General features: G+C 67.9%; 18 protein-coding genes. 12 read left to right on the top strand and 6 right to left on the bottom strand.

Translation table 11 applies throughout. The features are described from left to right. Positions 1–73: 73 nt before the first annotated feature. Positions 74–2,971 (bottom strand): valine--tRNA ligase, encoded by a 2,898-nt coding sequence (locus QFZ47_RS06660; protein ID WP_307654896.1) that lies wholly within the window; start codon positions 2,969–2,971, stop codon positions 74–76. A gap of 106 nt (positions 2,972–3,077) precedes the next feature. Here QFZ47_RS06660 and yaaA point away from each other — a divergent pair, with 106 nt between their 5' ends. The 9 genes from yaaA to QFZ47_RS06615 all read left to right on the top strand — a co-directional run bounded on the left by yaaA (position 3,078) and on the right by QFZ47_RS06615 (position 11,378). Then, on the top strand, positions 3,078–3,860 hold the full coding sequence (gene yaaA, locus QFZ47_RS06655; RefSeq protein WP_307654895.1) for a peroxide stress protein YaaA: 783 nt from the start codon (positions 3,078–3,080) through the stop codon (positions 3,858–3,860). Position 3,861: 1 nt separating this feature from the next. Next, a complete protein-coding gene (locus QFZ47_RS06650; RefSeq protein ID WP_307654894.1) occupies positions 3,862–4,701 on the top strand; it encodes a 2OG-Fe(II) oxygenase in 840 nt (279 codons plus the stop codon). A 14-nt stretch (positions 4,702–4,715) separates the two neighbouring features. Next, a complete protein-coding gene (locus QFZ47_RS06645) occupies positions 4,716–5,615 on the top strand; it encodes an alpha/beta fold hydrolase (RefSeq protein ID WP_307654893.1) in 900 nt (299 codons plus the stop codon). Next, positions 5,612–6,487, top strand: a complete 876-nt coding sequence (gene queF / locus QFZ47_RS06640) for an NADPH-dependent 7-cyano-7-deazaguanine reductase QueF (RefSeq protein ID WP_307654892.1) — start codon at positions 5,612–5,614, stop codon at positions 6,485–6,487. Before QFZ47_RS06645 ends, queF begins: the two co-directional genes overlap by 4 nt. A 24-nt stretch (positions 6,488–6,511) precedes the next feature. After that, positions 6,512–7,402 (top strand): LysR family transcriptional regulator, encoded by an 891-nt coding sequence (locus tag QFZ47_RS06635; RefSeq protein WP_307654891.1) that lies wholly within the window; start codon positions 6,512–6,514, stop codon positions 7,400–7,402. A gap of 16 nt (positions 7,403–7,418) precedes the next feature. Further along, a complete protein-coding gene (locus QFZ47_RS06630; protein ID WP_307654890.1) occupies positions 7,419–8,306 on the top strand; it encodes a LysR family transcriptional regulator in 888 nt (295 codons plus the stop codon). 109 nt (positions 8,307–8,415) lie between these two features. Beyond that, positions 8,416–9,570 (top strand): mandelate racemase/muconate lactonizing enzyme family protein, encoded by a 1,155-nt coding sequence (locus tag QFZ47_RS06625; RefSeq protein ID WP_307654889.1) that lies wholly within the window; start codon positions 8,416–8,418, stop codon positions 9,568–9,570. Between the two features lie 86 nt (positions 9,571–9,656). Continuing rightward, on the top strand, positions 9,657–10,664 hold the full coding sequence (locus QFZ47_RS06620) for a Bug family tripartite tricarboxylate transporter substrate binding protein (RefSeq protein ID WP_307654888.1): 1,008 nt from the start codon (positions 9,657–9,659) through the stop codon (positions 10,662–10,664). Then, on the top strand, positions 10,665–11,378 hold the full coding sequence (locus QFZ47_RS06615; RefSeq protein ID WP_307654887.1) for an arylmalonate decarboxylase: 714 nt from the start codon (positions 10,665–10,667) through the stop codon (positions 11,376–11,378). A gap of 24 nt (positions 11,379–11,402) precedes the next feature. On the opposite strand, the gene QFZ47_RS06610 is transcribed toward QFZ47_RS06615, so the two are convergent. The 3 genes from QFZ47_RS06610 to QFZ47_RS06600 form a co-directional block, all read right to left on the bottom strand. Then, on the bottom strand, positions 11,403–12,770 hold the full coding sequence (locus QFZ47_RS06610) for an MmgE/PrpD family protein (protein ID WP_307654886.1): 1,368 nt from the start codon (positions 12,768–12,770) through the stop codon (positions 11,403–11,405). Positions 12,771–12,880: 110 nt separating this feature from the next. Continuing rightward, positions 12,881–14,044 (bottom strand): acyl-CoA dehydrogenase family protein, encoded by a 1,164-nt coding sequence (locus QFZ47_RS06605; RefSeq protein ID WP_307654885.1) that lies wholly within the window; start codon positions 14,042–14,044, stop codon positions 12,881–12,883. A 246-nt stretch (positions 14,045–14,290) separates the two neighbouring features. After that, on the bottom strand, positions 14,291–14,707 hold the full coding sequence (locus QFZ47_RS06600; protein ID WP_307654884.1) for a nuclear transport factor 2 family protein: 417 nt from the start codon (positions 14,705–14,707) through the stop codon (positions 14,291–14,293). Between the two features lie 170 nt (positions 14,708–14,877). On the opposite strand from QFZ47_RS06600, the gene QFZ47_RS06595 reads away from it, so the two are divergent. Both QFZ47_RS06595 and QFZ47_RS06590 read left to right on the top strand, forming a co-directional pair. Continuing rightward, positions 14,878–15,057, top strand: coding sequence for a DUF3606 domain-containing protein (locus QFZ47_RS06595; RefSeq protein WP_021006041.1), 180 nt, complete (start codon positions 14,878–14,880; stop codon positions 15,055–15,057). A gap of 164 nt (positions 15,058–15,221) precedes the next feature. Further along, positions 15,222–15,899, top strand: a complete 678-nt coding sequence (locus QFZ47_RS06590; RefSeq protein WP_307654883.1) for a hypothetical protein — start codon at positions 15,222–15,224, stop codon at positions 15,897–15,899. Here the strand turns inward: QFZ47_RS06590 and QFZ47_RS06585 are convergent. Beyond that, positions 15,845–17,092: a DNA topoisomerase IB gene (locus QFZ47_RS06585; RefSeq protein ID WP_307654882.1), complete on the bottom strand. Its 1,248-nt coding sequence runs from the start codon at positions 17,090–17,092 to the stop codon at positions 15,845–15,847. The two genes, QFZ47_RS06590 and QFZ47_RS06585, sit on opposite strands and share 55 nt — an antisense overlap. A gap of 121 nt (positions 17,093–17,213) precedes the next feature. Here QFZ47_RS06585 and QFZ47_RS06580 point away from each other — a divergent pair, with 121 nt between their 5' ends. Then, the gene (locus tag QFZ47_RS06580) at positions 17,214–18,290 is read left to right on the top strand and encodes a purine-nucleoside phosphorylase (RefSeq protein ID WP_307654881.1); all 1,077 of its coding nucleotides are present in this window, start codon (positions 17,214–17,216) and stop codon (positions 18,288–18,290) included. Positions 18,291–18,299: 9 nt separating this feature from the next. Here the strand turns inward: QFZ47_RS06580 and QFZ47_RS06575 are convergent, their stop codons facing one another. After that, complete coding sequence (locus QFZ47_RS06575; protein WP_307654880.1) at positions 18,300–18,995, bottom strand: TIGR02117 family protein; 696 nt, start codon at positions 18,993–18,995, stop codon at positions 18,300–18,302. Between the last annotated feature and the right edge of the window lie 3 nt (positions 18,996–18,998).

Here is an 18,998-nt window from a genome sequence, read left to right as displayed (position 1 = left end):
GAAGGTTTGATGGTCAATGGCGGCATGGAAATGCCGCCGTTGCCATGCTAAACCTTGCCCAGACCCAAGTGTGTCAGCCGAGACGCACAAGCTGGTCGCGAAGACGCTCCAGCGTGGTGCTGAAATCGGCCAGGCGCTTGCGTTCCTGCTCGATCACGGCCGGTGGTGCCTTAGCCACAAAGGCTTCATTTCCGAGCTTGCCATTCACTTTGAGGATCTCGCCCTCGATGCGAGCAATTTCCTTGCCGATGCGCGCGCGCTCGGCGGCCTTGTCGATTTCCATGTGCAGGCACAGGCGTGCCGTGCCGACCACGGCCACCGGTGCCGCTTCGGCCGCCGCCGACCACGAAGCCTCGTCGTCGAAGACCTTCACTTCCTTCAGCTTGGCCAGCGCCTGCAGCACGGGCGCCGCATCGCGCAGGAACGCCGCGCCCTCGGCATCGTCGGCCACTGCATAGAGCGGCAGGCGCACGGCGGGCGACACGTTCATTTCGCCGCGCAGCGTGCGGCAGGCATCGACCAGCGCCTTCAGGCGCGCCACATGCGCTTCGGCCGCTTCGTCGATCTTCCCGGGCTGGCTCTTCGGATAGGCCGCGATCATGATCGACTCGCCCTCGCGTCCGGCAACGGGCGCCACCTTCTGCCAGAGCTCCTCGGTGATGAACGGAATCACCGGATGCGCGAGGCGCAGCAAGGCCTCGAGCGTGCGGATCAGCGTGCGGCGCGTGGCGCGCTTCTGCGCATCGCCGCCGGTCTGGATCTGCACCTTCGCGATCTCCAGGTACCAGTCGCAGAACTCGTCCCAGGCGAACTGGTAGATGGCGTTGGCCACGTTGTCGAGCCGGTATTCCTCGAAGCCCTTGGCCACTTCGGCCTCGGCGCGCTGCAGCTGCGAGGCGATCCAGAAATCGGCGCGGCTGAACTTCAGGTAGCCGTGCGCCGGGCCGCCGACCGCGCACTCTTCCTTCGTATGCTCGCGCAAGCCGCAGTCCTGCCCTTCGCAGTTCATCAGCACGAAGCGCGTGGCGTTCCAGAGCTTGTTGCAGAAGTTGCGATAGCCCTCGCAGCGCTTGCTGTCGAAGTTGATGCTGCGGCCCAGCGAAGCCAGCGATGCGAACGTGAAGCGCAATGCATCGGCGCCGAAGGCCGGAATGCCTTCGGGAAATTCCTTCTGCGTGTTCTTGCGCACGGCAGGCGCGGTCTCGGGCTTGCGCAAACCCTGCGTGCGCTTGTCGAGCAGTTCGGGCAACGCGATGCCGTCGATCAGGTCGACCGGGTCGAGCACGTTGCCTTCGGACTTGCTCATCTTCTTGCCCTGCGCGTCGCGCACCACGCCGTGGATGTAGACGTCCTTGAACGGCACCTGGCCGGTGAAATGCTTGGTCATCATGATCATCCGGGCGACCCAGAAGAAGATGATGTCGTAGCCCGTCACGAGCACGCTCGAGGGCAGGTACAGCTCCAGGTCCTTGGTCTTCTCGGGCCACCCGAGCGAAGAGAAGGGCACCAGCGCCGACGAATACCAGGTGTCGAGCACGTCTTCGTCGCGCTTGAGCTTCTTGCCAGGTGCCTTGGCCTGCGCCTCGGCCTCGTCGTGCGCCACGTACACCTTGCCGTCTTCGTCGTACCAGGCCGGGATCTGGTGGCCCCACCAGAGCTGGCGCGAGATGGTCCAGTCCTGGATGTTCTCCATCCAGTGGTTGTAGGTGTTGACCCAGTTCTCGGGCACGAAGCGCACCTCGCCCGACTGCACCACGTCGATGGCCTTCTGCGCGATCGACTGGCCGTCGGCGCCGGGGCGCGTCATGGCCACGTACCACTGGTCGGTGAGCATCGGCTCGACGATGGCGCCCGAGCGCGCGCAGCGCGGCACCATCAGCTTGTGCTTCTTCACCTCGACCAGCAGGCCGAGTGCCTCGAGATCGGCCACGATGGCCTTGCGCGCCACGAAGCGGTCCATGCCGCGGTATTTCTCGGGCGCGTTGTCGTTGATGGTGGCGTCGAGCGTCAGGATGCCGATCAGCTCGAGCTTGTGGCGCTGGCCGACCGCGTAGTCGTTGTAGTCGTGCGCGGGCGTGACCTTGACCACGCCGGTGCCGAATTCCTTGTCGACGTAGTCGTCCGCGATGATGGGGATCAGCCGGTCCACCAGTGGCAGCCGCACCTGCTTGCCGATCAGATGCCTGTAGCGCTCGTCTTCGGGGTGAACCATCACGGCCGTGTCGCCGAGCATGGTCTCGGGCCGCGTGGTGGCCACGGTCAGCGTGCCGCTGCCGTCTGCCAGCGGATAGGCGATGTGCCAGAGCGAGCCGTCTTCCTCTTCGCTTTCGACTTCGAGGTCGCTCACCGAGGTCTTGAGCACCGGGTCCCAGTTGCCCAGGCGCTTGCCGCGATAGATCAGGCCTTCCTCGTAGAGCGAGACGAAGGTCTGCGTGACCACCTTCGAGAGGTCGTCGTCCATCGTGAAGTATTCGCGGCTCCAGTCGACCGTGTCGCCCATGCGGCGCATCTGCTCGGTGATGGTGTTGCCGGATTTCTCTTTCCACTCCCAGACCTTCGCGACGAAGTTCTTGCGCGCCTCGGCCGGCGTCGGGCCCATGTCGTGGCGGCTGATCTTCTGCTCCTGCAACTGGCGCTCCACCACGATCTGCGTCGCGATGCCCGCATGGTCGGTGCCCGGCACCCAGAGCGTGTTGTCGCCCTTCATGCGGTGGTAGCGCGTGAAGCTGTCCATGATCGTGTGGTTGAACGCATGCCCCATGTGCAGCGTGCCCGTCACATTGGGCGGCGGCAGCTGGATGGCGAACGAATCGGCGCCTTCCTTGGGCTGCTGGGTGCCGCGGAAACCGGCCTTGGCGTAGCCGCGCTTCTCCCATTCGGGGCCCCAGTGCGCCTCGATGGCGGCGGGTTCGAACGACTTGGAGAGGCTCTCCAGTCCAGGCTGGGCGGAAGGGGTGGTGGGTTCGCTCATGGGAAATGCAGAACGGCGCCTTCGGTGGAGCCGTGGGGACAGGGTGGGATAGCCGGCGATTTTACCGGGGCCGCCCCGGGGCAGCCCCACCCCACATAATTCCGGGATGCTCTTCCTGCTCTCCCCTGCGAAATCGCTCGACTACGACACCCCCGTTCCCGCCGAAATCCCCGCCACCCAACCCCATTTCGAAGCTCCCCGCGGCCCCTCGGTCGAACTGATCAAGCTGCTGCGCGAGAAGTCGCCGCAGCAGATCTCCGAGCTCATGCACCTGTCGGACAAGCTCTCCGCGCTCAACATGGCGCGCTACCAGGCCTGGGCCGGCAAAAGCACGCCGAAGAACGCCCGCCAGGCCGCCTTCGCGTTCGATGGCGACGTCTATGGCGGGCTCGATGCCCGCTCGCTCACGCCCGCACAGCTGGGCTGGGCGCAGGAGCACCTGTGCATCCTGAGCGGCCTCTACGGCCTTTTGCGCCCGCTCGACCTGCTGCAGCCCTACCGGCTGGAGATGGGCACGCCGCTTGCCAATCGCCATGGCAAGGACCTGTATGCCTTCTGGGGCTCGCGCATTGCCGAGCACCTGAACCAGCGGCTGGCGGCGGACCGCACGCCCGTGGTGGTCAACGTGGCCTCGCAGGAGTACTTCAGGTCGGTGGACCGCAAGGCGCTCAAGGCGCGCGTGGTCGAATGCGTGTTCGAGGAATGGAAAGGCGACAGGTACAAGATCGTGAGCTTCTATGCCAAGCGCGCCCGCGGCCTGCTCGCGCGCTGGGCGGTGCTGCACAAGGCCGCCACGCCCAAGGCGCTGGAAAAATTCGATCTCGAGGGTTATGGTTTCGACGCCGAGGTGTCCAAGGCCGAAAGGCTGGTGTTCAGAAGGAAGACTTGATATGTCGCAACCGATCAGCCCGGAGCTGAAGGAATGGCTGGTGTCGCAGCTCGCGGCGGGGCATTCGGTGCCCGCGCTGCGCGCCTCGATGCGCGCGGCCGGCTGGCAGGATGCGGCCGCCGACGTCGCGCTGGCGCAGCTCGAAGCCGGATTTCCCCACGTGGAGGTTTCGAAACCGCGGCGCACCGAGATGCCCGGCCCCGACCTCGAGGGCGCACCGCTGCACATCGATGCGGGCGACCGCCGCGTGCAGGTGCTGCACACCATGCGGCATCCGCGCGTCGTCGTGTTCGGCAACCTGGTGTCGCCCGAAGAGTGCGAAGGGCTGATTGCCGCGGCGCGGGTGCGGCTGGCGCGCTCGCTCACGGTCGAAACGCGCACCGGCGGCGAGGTGCTCAATGTCGACCGCACCAGCGAAGGCATGTTCTTCGAGCGCGGAGAAAACGAGATCGTCGCGCGCCTGGAGCAGCGCATTGCCGTGCTGCTGCGCTGGCCGCTGGAGTTCGGCGAAGGCCTGCAGATCCTGCGCTATGCGCCCGGCGCCCAGTACCGCCCGCACTACGACTACTTCGACCCCGGCGAGCCCGGCACGCCCACCATCCTCAAGCGCGGCGGCCAGCGCGTGGCCACGCTCGTGATGTACCTGCAGGAGCCCGAGCAGGGCGGCGCCACCACCTTCCCCGACGTGGGCCTGGAAGTGGCGCCCGTGCGCGGCACCGGCGTGTTCTTCAGCTACGAAGAACCCGACCCCGCCACCCGCACGCTGCATGGAGGCGCGCCCGTGCTGGCAGGCGAGAAGTGGGTCGCCACCAAGTGGCTGCGCGAACGCGAATTCAAATAGCCGACAGGGACGCCATGAAGCTGCTGGCGAACGGATTGCAGATCGAGGTCGACGACACCGGCGGCGAAGGGCGCCCCGTCGCGCTGCTCATCATGGGCCTGGGCATGCAGCTGGTCGGCTGGCCGCAGGAGTTCGTGCAGGCGCTGGTCGATGCGGGTTTTCGCGTGGTGCGCCACGACAACCGCGACATCGGCCTGAGCCAGGGCTTCGACCACGCGGGCACCGGCAACATCGTCTGGGAGACCGTTCGCCACCGTCTCGGTCTGCAGGTGCGCTCGGCCTACACGCTGCAGGACATGGCGCGCGATTCGCTGGGCGTGCTCGACGCGTTGGGCATCAAGCAGGCGCACGTCATCGGCGCCTCGATGGGCGGCATGATCGCGCAGCATCTGGCCGCCGAAGCGCCCGAGCGCGTGGCCAGCCTCGTGAGCATCATGAGTTCGAGCGGCGCGCGCGGCCTGCCCGGACCGCGCAGCGACGTCGCCGCCATGCTGCTGCGCCGGCCGCTGGGCGGCGGCGAGGCCGATCTGGTGGCGCACAGCATCCGGCTGCTCAGGCTCATCCAGAGCCCCGCCTATCCGCAAAGCACCGAGGCGCTGGCCGAGCGCCTGACCTTCAGCATGCGCCGCGCCTACCGCCCGGCCGGCATGTTCCGCCAGATGCTCGCCATTGGCGCCGACGCGCGCCGGCCCGAACTGCTGCCGCGCATCAAATGCCCGACGCTGGTGCTGCACGGCGAAGCCGATGCGCTGGTGCCGACGGCCTGCGGGCTGGACACCGCCAAGCGCATTCCGGGCGCGAAGTTCATCGGCATTCCCGGCATGGGCCACGACCTGCCGCCAGAGGTCTGCGCCATCCTCGCCAACCACATCGCGCCGTTCCTGCATGCGGCCGAAGAGCACCACAAGCCATGAGCCTGGACAACATTCCCCCCAACCCCAACACGCCCGAGCAGTCGCAACTGGGCCGCGCCTCGGCCTATGCCGACACGTACGACGCGTCTCTGCTCTTTCCGATTGCGCGCAGCACGCAACGCGAGGCGATGGGCATCGCCGCCGGTGCGCTGCCCTTCTTCGGCGCCGATCTCTGGACCGCGTTCGAAGTGAGCTGGCTCAACCTGCGCGGCAAGCCGCAGCTGGCCATCGCGCACTTCACCATCCCCTGCGAAACGCCCAACATCATCGAGAGCAAATCGTTCAAGCTGTATCTCAACAGCTTCAACAGCACCGCCTTCGCGGGCGTCGAGGCCGTGCGCGACCGCCTGCGCGCCGACCTGTCCGAGGCGCTCTGGCGCGGCAGCGATCAATCCGCCGGCATCGGCGTGAAGCTGCTGGCACCCGACATGTTCGACCGCGAGCCGGTGCATGAGCTCGACGGCCTGGACCTCGACCGGCTCGACATCGAGTGCACCCACTACCAGCCCGCCCCCGAGCTGCTGTCGAGCGACAGCACCCAGCCGCCGGTGAACGAAACGCTCACCAGCCGCCTGCTCAAGAGCAACTGCCTCGTCACCGGCCAGCCCGACTGGGGCAGCGTGCAGATCCGCTACAGCGGCCCGGCCATCGACCAGGCCGGACTGCTCGCGTACATCGTGAGCTTTCGCAACCACAACGAATTCCACGAACCCTGCGTGGAGCGCATGTTCACCGACATCTGGTGCCGCTGCCAGCCGCACAAGCTCGCGGTGTATGCGCGCTACACGCGCCGTGGCGGGCTCGACATCAATCCGTTTCGCACCAGCTGGCCGCAGGCGCTGCCGCCGAACATCCGCACCGCGCGGCAATAGAGATCTTTCTGGCGCGCTTGTCCGGTGAACCTGCATTTCGACCTGTTCGACCTGAAACTGTTCGTCTACGTGGCCGACGCGCGCAGCCTCACGCGCGGCGCCGAGAAAGCCTGCATCTCGCTGGCGGCCGCTTCCACGCGCATCAAGCAGATGGAAGAGGCCGTGGGCGGCAAGCTGCTTCACCGCAGCGCACAGGGCGTGAGCCTCACGGCCGCCGGGCAGGCGGTGCTCTACCACGCCAAGCGCGTGATGCAGCAGATGGAGCACCTGCGCTGCGACATGCAGGACTTCGGCAAGGGCATCAAGGGCCATGTGCGCGTGTTCGCCAACACCACCTCCATCACCGAATACCTGCCGCAGAAGCTGGCAGGCTTTCTGACGCAGCATCCCGCGGTGCAGGTGGACCTGCGCGAATACCTGAGCGAGGAAATCGTGCGCGCCGTGGCCGATGGCGAGGCCGACATCGGCATCCTGGCCGGCGACGTGCACACCGGCGAGCTCGACGCACGCCCCTTCGGCCGCAACCAGCTGGTGCTGGTGGTGCCCGCCGCGCACCCTCTCGCGGGTGCGCCTTCGGTGGCCTTTGCCGACACGCTCGACGAGCAGCACGTGGGCCTGCATCACGGCAGCGCCATCCACCGCTTCCTGCAGCGCCGGGCCGAGCTGGCCGGCCGCGGCTTCAACCCGCGCATCCAGGTCAGCAGCTTCGAGGCGATCTGCCTGATGATCGAGGCGGGCGTGGGTGTGGGCGTGCTGCCGGCCTCGTCGGCGCAGCGGCTGTCGATGGCCATGCGCATCGCGACCGTGGCGCTCAGCGATGCCTGGGCGGAACGCGAGCTCAAGCTCATCACGCGCAGCCGCGAGCAGCTGCCGGCTTCGGCGCGCGAGCTGTTCGACCACCTCATTGCGCCCTGAAGAAGGCGCGCAGGCCATGTCCGCCGACCTGAAGTCGCTGCGCCTGTTCGTGGCCGTGGCCGACCACGGCAGCATCAGCGAAGGCGCCAAGCGCTGCCACATCGCGCTCGCGGCCGCGAGCAAGCGCATCTCCGATCTGGAAGCCCGCGCGCGGCTGCCCCTGCTGGTGCGCCATGCGCGCGGGGTGACGCTCACTTCGGCGGGCCACGGCCTGCTGCTGCATGCACGCGCCGTACTCTCTGCCATGGACCGGCTGGGCGCCGAGCTCGACGACTTCCAGAACGGCGTGGCGGGCGTGGTCAGCATCACGGCCAACGCGTCGACCATCGCGCAGTTCCTGCCCGCGCAGATCGGCTCCTTCCTGCGGCTGCATCCGGTGCTCAAGATCGACCTGCAGGAGCGCGCCAGCACCGAGGTCGTGAAGGCGGTGCAGGCGGGCCTGGCCGACATCGGCGTGATCGAGGGCAACACGCCCGCCGAAATGCTCGAATGCCTGCCCTACCGCAGCGATGAACTGGCCGTGGTGGTGGCACGCGACCATCCGCTGGCCCGCCGCAAGCGCATTGGCGTGGAGGAGGTCCTGAGGCACGACCATATCGTGGTGCGCGAAGGCACCGCGCTGCACCGCGTGCTGCTGAACGCGGCACTGGAGGCGCAGGTGCCGCTCAAGGTGCGCATGCAGGTGGGTAGCTTCGACATGGTGTGCCGCATGGTGGAGCAGGGGGTGGGCATCGGCGTGCTGCCCTATGCGGCCATCCTGCCGCAGTTGCAGATATTGAAGCTGCGCTGCCTCAAGCTCGATGCGCCCTGGGCGGTGCGCCGCCATCTGCTGTGCGTGCGGCGGCAACAGGATCTGACCGCGGCCGCGCGCTCGGTGCTGGAGCACCTCGGCCGGCCGGACTGAGCCCGAGCCTTCGCGCGGCGCGAAGCCTCGCGCCCGCCAAAAACGAATTGTTCTCCACGGCCTGCGCACCAAGAATCCTGCAGCCGCCAAGCGGAATAAGGAGACATTCTTGAAGATCACTCGCGTCAGCGCCACGCCGCTGAACATTCCCGTCACCATCGATGTGCTGGGGCTGAACAAGCAGACCTCGCTCTCGCTCTGCCTGACCGAGATCGAGACCGACACCGGCCTCGTCGGCCATGGCATGACGGCCATCACCGAGGAAGAGATCATCGCCGCCGCCGTGCGCGAAGTGGCCGGCCCGGCATTGATCGGCGAAGACCCGATGGCCACCGAGCGCCTGTGGGAGAAGCTCTACTGGCTGCTCTCGCCGCGCGGCCAGACCGGCTATGCGAGCCACACCATCGCCGCGCTCGACATCGCGCTGTGGGACCTGAAGGCCAGGGCGCTGGGCCAGCCGCTGTGGCGCCTGCTGGGGGGTGCCCGCTCCAAGGTGCCGGTCTATGCGACCTTCGGCTTCGGCTTCTTCGAGCGCGACCAGCTCGCCGCCGCCGCCAGGCTCTGGGTGTCGCAGGGCTTCCGGCGCCTGAAGATGACCGTCGGCGGCCATGCGCTCGCGCGGCGCGACGAGCCGCGGCCCATCGACGAGGTCATTGCCGAGGACGTGCGCCGCGTGGCTGCCGTGCGCGAGGCGGCCGGCCCCGACGTGAAGCTGTATGTTGACGCCAACTGCGGCCTCGACCTGTTCCACGCGACCGAGCTCGCGCGCCGCATCGAGCCCTATGGCATCAGCTTCTTCGAGGAGCCGCTCACGCAGAACGACGTACGGCAGATGGCCCAGCTGCGCGCGCGCACCAGCATTCCGCTGGCCTGCGGCCAGAACGAAGGGCTGGCCTTCCGCTTCCGTGACCTGCTGGTGAGCCAGGCGGCCGACGTGCTGCAGCCCAACGTGACCATCTCGGGCGGCTATTCGCAGTGCCTGAAGATCGCGGGCATGGCGCAGGCCTTCAATGTGCCGATCGACAACGGCGGCGCCTGGCCCTTCCACAACATGCACCTGCATGCGGGCGTGTCGAACGGCGGCATGGCCGAATACCACTACGTGGCCGTGCAGATGCTCAAGCAGATATTCGACGACCTGCCGGTGCCGCAGGACGGTTGGCTGCAGCTGCCGGAGACGCCGGGCCTGGGCTTCGCGCCCAATGCGGAGCGCGTGCGCGAGCTCGCGAAGCTCCCCACTTCGCACGGCAAGGGCAAAGCCTAGGGATGGACGCCCCCCCCGAAACGCCTTTGGCGCTTCCCCCCACTTGAAGGAGCCGCGCAGACGGTGATTGACCATTTGGAGACATGATGAAAAAAGCTACAGACCTTGTTCGCCCCGCGCGCCGGCAGGCCATGCGCACGGCCATGGCCCTGGGCCTTGCGGGCCTGCTCGCCGCGCCCGCCGCCTGGGCTCAGAAGTACCCCGACAAGCCGATCCGCCTCGTGGTCGGCTATTCGGCCGGCGGCGGCGTCGATGCGGTCGCGCGCCTGCTCGGCACGCGCCTGTCGGCGGTGCTCGGCCAGCAGGTGATGGTCGACAACCGCACCGGGGCCGCCGGCCTGATCGCGGCCGAGTTCGTCGCCAAGGCGCCGCCCGACGGCTACACGCTCATGATGGGCGACAGCGCGCTGCTCATCGCCAAGCTGCTGCAGCCGAAGATAGGGCTCGATCCGCTCACCAGCTTCAAGCCGGTGGCGGGGGCTTTCGTCTCGCCACTGATGATCGTCACCGGCAACGACTTTCCGGCCAGGACGCCGGCCGAGCTGGTGAAAGAGCTCAAGGCCAATCCGGCGCGCTATTCCTTCGCCACCTCGGGTGTCGGCACGGTGCAGCACCTGGGCTTCGAGATGCTGAAGCAATCGACCGGCAGCACCGTGGTGCACGTGCCGTACCGCGGCGCCGCGCAGATCGTGCCCGACGTGGTCGGTGGGCAAGTGCCCATCGGCGTGGTCAGCGCCACGGCCGGCATGGCGCAGGCCAAGGCCGGCAAGCTGCGCGCGGTGGCGCTGATGAACACCGCGCGGCTCGAAGGCGCCGAGAGCGTACCGCCGCTGGCCGATGCGCTGCCGGGCTTCGACGTGGCGCCGCGCATCTTCGTGCTCGCACCCGCCGGCACGCCGGACGAGATCGTCGGCAAGCTCTCGGCCGCGGTGAAGGCGGTGCTCGACACGCCCGAGGCCGGCGCCGCAGCGGCTGCGCAAGGCACGCTGCGCGCCTACGCCACGCCGGCCCAGCTCGGCAAGGACATGGCCGAGGAGACGAAGCGCTGGCAGCGCATCATCACCGAACAGAACATCGTGGCGGAGGGCAAGTAGATGGCGCTGCCGCACCTGGGGCTGATCGTGCCGCCGGCCGCCGGCGCAGTGCCGGTGGACGGCCCGCTGCTGTACGGCGAGCGCATCCGCTTCAGCGCGATGGGGCTGGGCCTCGGCGAGATTTCCACGCGCGGGTACACCGAGGTGATCGACTCGGTGGTCGAGAAGGCGGTGGCGCTCAAGGCAGGGGGCGCCTGCGCGGTCTCGCTCATGGGCACCTCGCTGAGCTTCTTCCGCGGCGCGGACTTCAACGCGCAGCTGCAGGCCGAAATGGCGCGCGCCACCGGCCTGCCCTGCACGACCATGAGCAATGCCATCGTCGGCGCGCTGCGCCAGCTGGGCGTACGGCGCCTGGCGGTGGCCACGGCCTACATCGACGAGGTCAATGCGCAGCTGCGGCGCTACCTCGAACAGAGCGACTTCGAGCCGCTGGCGCTCGAAGGGCTGGCCATCTCCGATGTGCAGGCCGTGGGCCGGGTGCCCACCCAGGTGCTGGTCGACCTCTGCCTGCGGGTGTTCGATGCGCAGCCCGGCGCGGACGGCATCCTCATTTCGTGCGGCGGGCTGGTCACGCTCGATGCGGTGCGCGAAGTGGAAGCGCGGCTGCAGCTGCCGGTGGTGTCGAGTTCGCCCGCGGGGTTCTGGGACCTCGTGCGCACTGCGGGTCTCGATGCACGCTCGGCCGGGCAGGGCCGGCTGTTCGCCGAGGCCTGAGCGCCAAAGATACGAGGTGGCCCCTCAGCCAAGCCAGCGGCCCACGCGCGGCGCGGCCTCGAGCTGCCAGATGCGCTGGCACAGCGCCTTCGCCTCGTCGGCCGTGGCGCCCTCGCCGTAGTGCGCGAGGCGCTGCATCTTGTCCTCGATCTCGATGCGGCTCAGGCTGTTTCCCGGGTCGCCCTTGGGCTCGTCGACGCGGCCGGCCAGCGTGCGGCCGTCGCGGGTCTGCACGCTGACCTTGCCGATCCAGCGCGCGGGGTAGGCGGTGTCGACCTCGGCATCGAGTTCCATCGCCACCTTGTCGCGGAACGCGGCCACCTCGGGCGCGAGAAAGTCGCGGTCGAACTCGCCCAACCCGGCGCGGCCGTGCACCGCGATCAGGCCCAGCACCGTGCCCATCGAGAACTTGCCCTGGTGCACGGTGGCCGGCACCGTGACGCGGCCGAGCACGTCGATGGCACCCTGGTGCACGTGCGTGGTCACGCGGGCCACGTCGCCGTGCGCGAGCTGGTGCTCGGTCATCACCTGCAGCAGCGCATCGGCCGCGGGATGCGTGTGGCGGCAGGAAGCGTGGTACTTGAACGAGGTCTCGGCCAGCGCCCAGCGCGTGCCGAGGCGATCGATGAGCCGTGCCGGATCGGCATCGCTCGACATGCCCGCGCCGAGGCCCTGCGCGCCTTCGAGCACTTTCGCGGCGCCCGTGAAGCCGTCCTGTGCGAGGTAGGCCGACATCAATCCGCTGGCGGCCGCATGCGCGCAGTGCAATTGCTTCGAATCGGCCGCATCGCGCAGGAACTCCCACACACCCGCCGACTGCGTGCCGGCCGAGCCGAAGGCGTGCAGCATCTGCTGCGGCGTGAGTTCGAGCAGGCGGCCCACGGCCGCGGCCGCCGCGAGCGTGCCGGCCGTCGCGGTGGTGTGGAAGGTCTTGTAGTGCGAGCGCCCGAGGAACTCGCCAACGCGGATGCCGACCTCGTAGCCCGCCACCACCGCCGTCAGCAGCTGCGCACCGCTGGCCCCGATGCTCTGCGCCACGGCCAGCGCGGGTGCGATCACCACGGCCGCGGGATGGAACACCGAGCCGTTGTGCACATCGTCCTGCTCCACGTAGTGCGAGGCCGCGGCGTTGACCAGTGCGGCGAACAGCGGCGAGGTGGTGCGGCGCGAGGTGAGCATCTCGCTCGGCCCGTCGGCCGGCCCCATCAGCTGTGCGAAGCGCTCGATGCTGCGCACCGGCCGTGCGGTGCGGGCCGCGAGCACCGAGCCCAGCCAGTCGAGCGTCAGGTCCTCGGTGCGGCGCAGCACAGGGGCGGGAATGTCCGCGAACTTGAGTTCCGCGGCGAAGGTGGCGAGCAGCTGGCTCGGATGACTGGCGGCGATGGGAGTCATGAACGATCCTTTCGTGGAACACCGAGGAACCGGCTTTGCCGGGCCTCTGGAGTTGCCCCCGGGTAGGGGGGAGGAGAAGCGACACGAAGTGCGCGAAGCCTGGGGGCGAGTCAAAATGACCGGGGCAGGCCGAGCATGTGCTCGGCGACGTAGCTCAGGATGAGATTGGTCGAGATCGGCGCCACCTGGTAGAGCCGCGTCTCGCGGAACTTGCGCTCGATGTCGTATTCGCACGCAAAGCCGAAGCCGCCATGGAACTGCAGGCAGGCATTGGCGGCCTCCCAGCTGGCCTTGGCCGCCAGGTACTTCGCCATGTTGGCCTGCGCGCCGCAAGGCTGGTGCGCATCGAACAGACGGCAGGCCTCGTAGCGCATGAGGTTCGCGGCTTCGATCTCGATGAAGGCCTCGGCAATCGGAAACTGCACGCCCTGGTTCTGGCCGATGGGCCGGCCGAACACCACGCGCTCCTTGGTGTAGGCCGTGACCTTGTCGATGAACCAGTAGCCGTCGCCGATGCATTCGGCCGCGATCAGCGTGCGCTCCGCGTTGAGGCCGTCGAGGATGTACTTGAAGCCCTGGCCCTCTTCGCCGATCAGGTTCTCGGCCGGGATCTCGAGGTTCTCGAAGAACAGCTCGTTGGTCTCGTGGTTCACCATGTTGAGAATGGGCCGCACCGTCATGCCGTTGCCGATGGCTTCGCGCAGGTCGACGATGAAGATCGACATGCCTTCGGACTTCTTCCTGACCTCTGCGAGCGGCGTGGTGCGCGCCAGCAAGATCATCAAGTCCGAATGCTGGATGCGCGAGATCCACACCTTCTGCCCGTTGACGACGTAGCGGTCGCCCTTCTTCACGGCCGTGGTCTTGATCTTGGTGGTGTCGGTGCCGGTGCTGGGCTCGGTCACGCCCATCGACTGCAGGCGGAGTTCACCAGTGGCGATGCGCGGCAGGTAGTTGCGCTTCTGAGCCTCGCTGCCGTGGCGCAGCAGCGTGCCCATGTTGTACATCTGGCCGTGGCAGGCACCCGAGTTGCCGCCCGAGCGGTTGATCTCTTCCATGATCACCGAAGCTTCGGTGAGCCCGAGGCCGGAGCCGCCGTATTCCTGCGGAATGAGCGCGGCCATCCAGCCGGCCTGGGTGAGCGCATCGACGAACTCGGCGGGGTAGCCGCGGGCTTCGTCGATCTTGCGGAAGTACTCGTTGGGAAACTGCGCGCACAGGTCGCGCACGGCGTCACGGATGTCGGAAAAGCGGGTGTCGTTGTGGTTGTTCATCGGGTTCAATCCTGGCGCGGGCCGCCGGCTTCCTTTTGTACAGGTTGCCAGATCTCGATGGTGCACGCCATCACGCCGAAGCCGCGGATTTCGGAGGGCAGGAATTGCTTGATCGTTGTGGTCATGCGCCGAATCTATGCGGCTCTCGCGCGAGGCGGGTCTGTGAATGCGAAACCCTCCCTTCGGAAAATGCAAATGCCGCAGCGTGATAGAACACCCACCTCGCGCAACCGCTAGGTGCATCAGCTAGCCGAAGATGCAGGCGCGGCCTTTCTGCGTGTCCATGTACTCGCGCACGCGGGCGATCCGCCCGTTGCTCAGTTCGAAGATGAAGCAGTAGTCGTTGTCGTACTTGCGGCCGTTCGCGAGCGTGGCCTGCATGCGCAGCTCGACGATCACGGTGTCGCCCTCGCAATACCGGCTGCGGAAATCGACCACCACATCGCGGACGAAGAGCGCCGGAAATTTCTCGGCCAGGAAATGCACGATGGCATCCGGGCCGATCATGTGGTCGGGAGCATCGAGTGCCAGCGCGGTGGCGTTGCCCCGGGGTGCCAGCCATTCGGCATCCTCGGTGAAGCAGGCTGCAATGAGTTTCGGGTCGCGGCTCGCGAAAGCCTTCCATGCGTCGAAGATGATGCGCTTGTTCTGCTCGGAGGCCATGCTGTTTTGGAGTGGAAGTGAATGCAAGCGCCGACCATAGGCGCGGCCCGCGGCGCCCGCACGCCGGTTTCGGACATTTCCTGCAAGGAGCCGCGCCGCCGTCCGCCAGTGCCGTGCAGCAAGGGCGCGCATCGTCCTTTGCATCGACACACGAACACAGGAAGCACGCCATGGCAGACGACCCGAACAAGCGCGGCCCGCAAGACCGGACCCGCATCAATGTCAACGAGCCGCACGAGGTGCGCTATTGGACCCAGACACTGGGCGTGACCGAGGCGCAGCTGCGTTCGGCCGTGGCCGCCGCGGGCGTGGAGGTGAAAGACGTGCGGGTCTATCTTGGCAAACCCTAGGCCGGGCGCCAAAAGCGTAGGCACGCTCCTACACCTGGCGCGGGGGGCGGGCCCGATACTTTGCATTCCCCCCGCTTCAGGATGCGCCAAGTGAACGAGCCGATTGCCGAACCCCGGGCCTGCTGCCCCACCACCGAGGCGAAGCCTTCGGCTCTCAGCGCGCAATGAAGGCCGCGCCCGGAGCCCGAAGCTGGATTGCCGCTGGCGTACGCCACGAACTGCTTACCCGCGCCTTGCCGGCACTGCGCCACGACATGGCGGCGCCGGTGTCGGTGATTCGCATGGCGCTGCTCATGCTCAAGCGCCAGATCGGCGCGCCGGTCGTCGATGCGGTGGTCTGCGAGGAACGCGTGGCGCTGATCGACAACCAGGTCTCCGAACTCGTGCAAGGCATCCGCTCGCTGCGCGACTGGGAGCTGGCCACGACGGATGACGGTATCACGCGCAGCGCGCTGGTGGCGCAATGCGTGGGCCTGATGCGCGCGGCTTTCGACATGCATGGCGTGGAACTGGATGTCGACGCCACGCTCGATCCGCGCGGGGACGAACCCCGCTGGCCCCAGGGGGCAGCGCTGCGCTATCTGGTTCTTGGCGGACTCGGGTACCTGCACGACGGCGCGTCCGAAGCCGGAGCCATCCGGATCGAGGCCGACGGTCCCGACGCGCTTCGCCTGCGCGCCGCGCCGCGCGAGTCCGCCGGCGCCAGCCCCGTGCTCGACGCCCACCGTGCGCCGCGCGCGCTGGCCATCGACGCCATCGCGCTGCAGAGCTTGGCGGAGGACCTGGGCTACACCGTGGCGGTGGAGCGCGACAGCGTGCGCTTTGCGCTGGTTGCGGGCTGAGGGCGCTGTTCGGCACTGCGCCTGCCGGTGGCCTTGCGCGCCTCGCGCTGTTCGCGCGCCTGGGTTTGCCGATGCATCCGCAGGAAGGCGAGCAGCCGCTGTTCCGCGGCGTGGAGCCCGCGCGTCTTGCGGGCCGCGGTGCGGGCCGACATCTTTCGCAGCAACTCGGCCGCGGGATCTTCTTCTTCGTCGCCCGCAAGCGCGCTGCCCAGCGCCAGCACGGCCGGGTGCACATAGGCCTTCTTGCACACCGCGGGCGTGTTGCCCAGCTGCTTCGCCACGGCGGCCAGGATCTCCTTGGCGCTGTAGCGGGTACCGTCGGCGGCCCTGCGGCCCGGTTCGCAGGCGAGCCGCGTGAGCTCCAGCGCCTGCACCGTGCCGTGCCAGGTCCGGAAGTCCTTCGCGGTGAAGCGCTCGCCGGGCGAGGCTTCGGCGATGTAGTCGTTCACGTCGGTGGAAGACACGCTTCGCAGTTCCCCCCCTTCCTCCTCTTCCTCCTGGTACTGGAACAGCGCCTGGCCGGGCAGCTGCTGGCAACGGCGCACCACCTTCGCCACGCGCGGATCGTCCAGGAGGGCTTCGTGCATCACGCCGCTCTTGCCCCTGAAGCGCAGCCGCAGCGCCGCACCCTGCACGGCCGCATGCCGGTTGCGCAGCGTGGTGAGGCCATAGGAACCGTTGCTGCTGGCGTATTCCTCGTTGCCCACGCGCAGCAGCGTGGTGTCGAGCAGGCGCACCAGGGCCGCAAGCACCTGCTGGCGCCCCGGTGCCGGCGCGGCCGCGCCTTCCTGCAGGTCGCGCGCGACGCGGGCGCGGATGCGCGGCAGCGCGAGCCCGAAGGCCTCGAGGCGCTCGAACTTGGTCTCGTCCTTGAAAAGCCGCCAGTCGGGGTGGTAGCGGTATTGCTTGCGCCCGCGGGCATCGATGCCGGTGGCCTGGAGGTGGCCATTGGGCAGCGGGCAGATCCACACCTGCGTGTAGGCCGGCGGAATCGCCAGCATGCGGATGCGCGAGAGCTCGTCCGTATCGCGTACCCAGCGGCCCTTTGCATCGCGGTAGCGAAAGTGGTCGCCGTGTTTCAGGCGCCGGATGCCGGGTATGTCGGGGTTCACGTAGACCAGGCCATTGGCAATGGGCGCGGCCGTTGGCGAGGGTTTGGAGGGCGGTGCGGTCGATCTGGAGCGGGCCGGCATGGGGTTTGCGTGGTGAGGGTACCCAGCGCTTGTGCCTGCACCGACAATCGCCGCCTGTAGGACGCCGCAATCGCCGCTGGTGCGATGGAGGCGCTTTGTTTTTTCCTGGAGTCAACAAGAAATGATGTTCTTCCATCGACCGCTTTCATCTTCCTGCGCGCGCTGGCTCTCGGCTTGCGGCGCGGCGCTGCTTCTCGCGGCCTGCGCTTCGCCCGCATCGCCCACCGCGCCTGTCCCGGCTGCACGCACTGCCGCCGCCGCTGCTGCTGCCCCCGTCAAGGTGAAGGTCTTCGTCGCGGCCATGTTCGAGATCGGCCAGAACACCGGCGACCGGGCCGGCGAGTTCCAGCACTGGTACGAGCGCTACTGGAAGGGCGCCGCGCCGATGGCCGTGCCCGGCGCGTTGCAGCCGGTGTACTGCAATGCCGACGGCGTGTGCGGTGCGGTGCTCGGCATGGGCAAGGTCAACTCCTCATCGTCGATGCAGGCCATCCTGCTGAATCCGCAGTTCGATTTCTCGCAGGCCTACTACGTGATTTCCGGCGTGGCCGGCACGCCTCCGGCACGCGGCACCATCGGCGAAGTGAGCTGGGCCACCTGGCTCGTGGACTACGACCTCGGCCACCGCTGGGCGCCCGAGGAGAGCAAGCCCGGCGAACCCACCTTCATGCCGCGCAAGGGCTACGAGGAATACCGCCGCTTCAAGCTCAACCCCGACCTCGTCGGCTGGGCCATGAAGCTCTCGTCCGACACGCCGCTGAAGGATTCAGAGGGCGCGCGCAAGTACCGCCTGCGCTACCCCGATGCCGCAGCGCGGCGCGTGCCCTTCGTGGGCACCGGCACCCACATGACCGGCGACACCTTCTTCCACGGTCCCGGCATGTCGAAGCAGGCACAGTACATCGCCAGGCTCTATGGCGCCGACGACTACGTGATTACCGAAATGGAAGCCGCCGCCATCACGCTCGTGATCAAGCGCACCCACGGCACCGACCGCGTGATGAGCCTGCGCGGCGCCGTCAACTTCGACCAGGGCAACCCGAAGGAAAGCACACTGCAGCACCTGGACCCGGCCCCGGGGGAGACGGCGGGCGGCTTTGCCGAGACGGTGGAGAACATCGCACTGGTGGGCACGCGTGTGGTGGACCACATCGTCGCCAATTGGCCGCAATGGCAGGCCGGCGTGCCGAAACCCTGAGCGGGTTCATCAGGGCCGCACCGGCTGCAGGTGCCAGGTCACATTGAAATCGAACGGCGTCCAACGGCTCACCGTGACGCCTGCCTGCCGCAGGCCGCGGCCGGTCCAGGTGTTGCAGGTCTCGAAGAGGTGGTAGCCGCCCTCGGCTTCGTAGAAGGCGTCGTCGTTGCCGTAGTGCGCGCCGGCGATAGGCGTCGCGCGGCCCGAGGTCAGTGTCGCCTGCACGTAGCCCACGAGCTGCGCGTACTGCGCCTGCGAGAGCGGCAGGTGGAAGGCGTTCTTGCGCAATGAGGCGCGGCTGAGATAGGTCACGTGCAGCAGCGCGCGGTTGCCGCCGAGCACGGCGCCGAAAGCGCGCGAGGCCGTGAGGTCGGCCCAGGTGGGCGTGTGCAGGTAGAACTCGCGGTCGCCCCAGCCGATGGCGATGAACTCGGCATCGGGCGGCACGGCCCTGAAGTGCGCGAACGGAAAGAGCTGCTGCCAGTCGATGGTGGCCGAGCGGATCGGAAACACCAGGTCGGTGTGAATGCCGTTGCTCAACACCCAGGCCTCGACGGCGGACGGCTGCGCAGCTGCTTGTTCCGCTGGCGGTCCTGCATTGGCCGGCCAGAACATCAGTGCACAGGCGGCGCCCACGTACAGCCCTGCGGCCAGCGTGACCCCCAGCAGTGTGAATGCGATGCGCCGGAGCCAGTGTCTGATCACGGC

This window comes from Variovorax paradoxus, from assembly GCF_030815975.1.
Taxonomy (GTDB): Bacteria; Pseudomonadota; Gammaproteobacteria; order Burkholderiales; family Burkholderiaceae_C; genus Variovorax; species Variovorax paradoxus_N.
Note: the sequence above shows the minus strand (reverse complement) of the source record. Positions and strands in the feature narration are given on the sequence as shown.

What these genes read in the sequence shown, in the direction of transcription:
- QFZ47_RS06660 (WP_307654896.1), bottom strand. Translation starts at nt 2,971, where the DNA reads ATGAGCGAACCCACCACCCCTTCCGCCCAGCCTGGACTGGAGAGCCTC.
- yaaA (WP_307654895.1), top strand. Translation starts at nt 3,078, where the DNA reads ATGCTCTTCCTGCTCTCCCCTGCGAAATCGCTCGACTACGACACCCCC.
- QFZ47_RS06650 (WP_307654894.1), top strand. Translation starts at nt 3,862, where the DNA reads ATGTCGCAACCGATCAGCCCGGAGCTGAAGGAATGGCTGGTGTCGCAG.
- QFZ47_RS06645 (WP_307654893.1), top strand. Translation starts at nt 4,716, where the DNA reads ATGAAGCTGCTGGCGAACGGATTGCAGATCGAGGTCGACGACACCGGC.
- queF (WP_307654892.1), top strand. Translation starts at nt 5,612, where the DNA reads ATGAGCCTGGACAACATTCCCCCCAACCCCAACACGCCCGAGCAGTCG.
- QFZ47_RS06630 (WP_307654890.1), top strand. Translation starts at nt 7,419, where the DNA reads ATGTCCGCCGACCTGAAGTCGCTGCGCCTGTTCGTGGCCGTGGCCGAC.
- QFZ47_RS06620 (WP_307654888.1), top strand. Translation starts at nt 9,657, where the DNA reads ATGAAAAAAGCTACAGACCTTGTTCGCCCCGCGCGCCGGCAGGCCATG.
- QFZ47_RS06615 (WP_307654887.1), top strand. Translation starts at nt 10,665, where the DNA reads ATGGCGCTGCCGCACCTGGGGCTGATCGTGCCGCCGGCCGCCGGCGCA.
- QFZ47_RS06610 (WP_307654886.1), bottom strand. Translation starts at nt 12,770, where the DNA reads ATGACTCCCATCGCCGCCAGTCATCCGAGCCAGCTGCTCGCCACCTTC.
- QFZ47_RS06605 (WP_307654885.1), bottom strand. Translation starts at nt 14,044, where the DNA reads ATGAACAACCACAACGACACCCGCTTTTCCGACATCCGTGACGCCGTG.
- QFZ47_RS06600 (WP_307654884.1), bottom strand. Translation starts at nt 14,707, where the DNA reads ATGGCCTCCGAGCAGAACAAGCGCATCATCTTCGACGCATGGAAGGCT.
- QFZ47_RS06595 (WP_021006041.1), top strand. Translation starts at nt 14,878, where the DNA reads ATGGCAGACGACCCGAACAAGCGCGGCCCGCAAGACCGGACCCGCATC.
- QFZ47_RS06590 (WP_307654883.1), top strand. Translation starts at nt 15,222, where the DNA reads ATGAAGGCCGCGCCCGGAGCCCGAAGCTGGATTGCCGCTGGCGTACGC.
- QFZ47_RS06585 (WP_307654882.1), bottom strand. Translation starts at nt 17,092, where the DNA reads ATGCCGGCCCGCTCCAGATCGACCGCACCGCCCTCCAAACCCTCGCCA.
- QFZ47_RS06580 (WP_307654881.1), top strand. Translation starts at nt 17,214, where the DNA reads ATGATGTTCTTCCATCGACCGCTTTCATCTTCCTGCGCGCGCTGGCTC.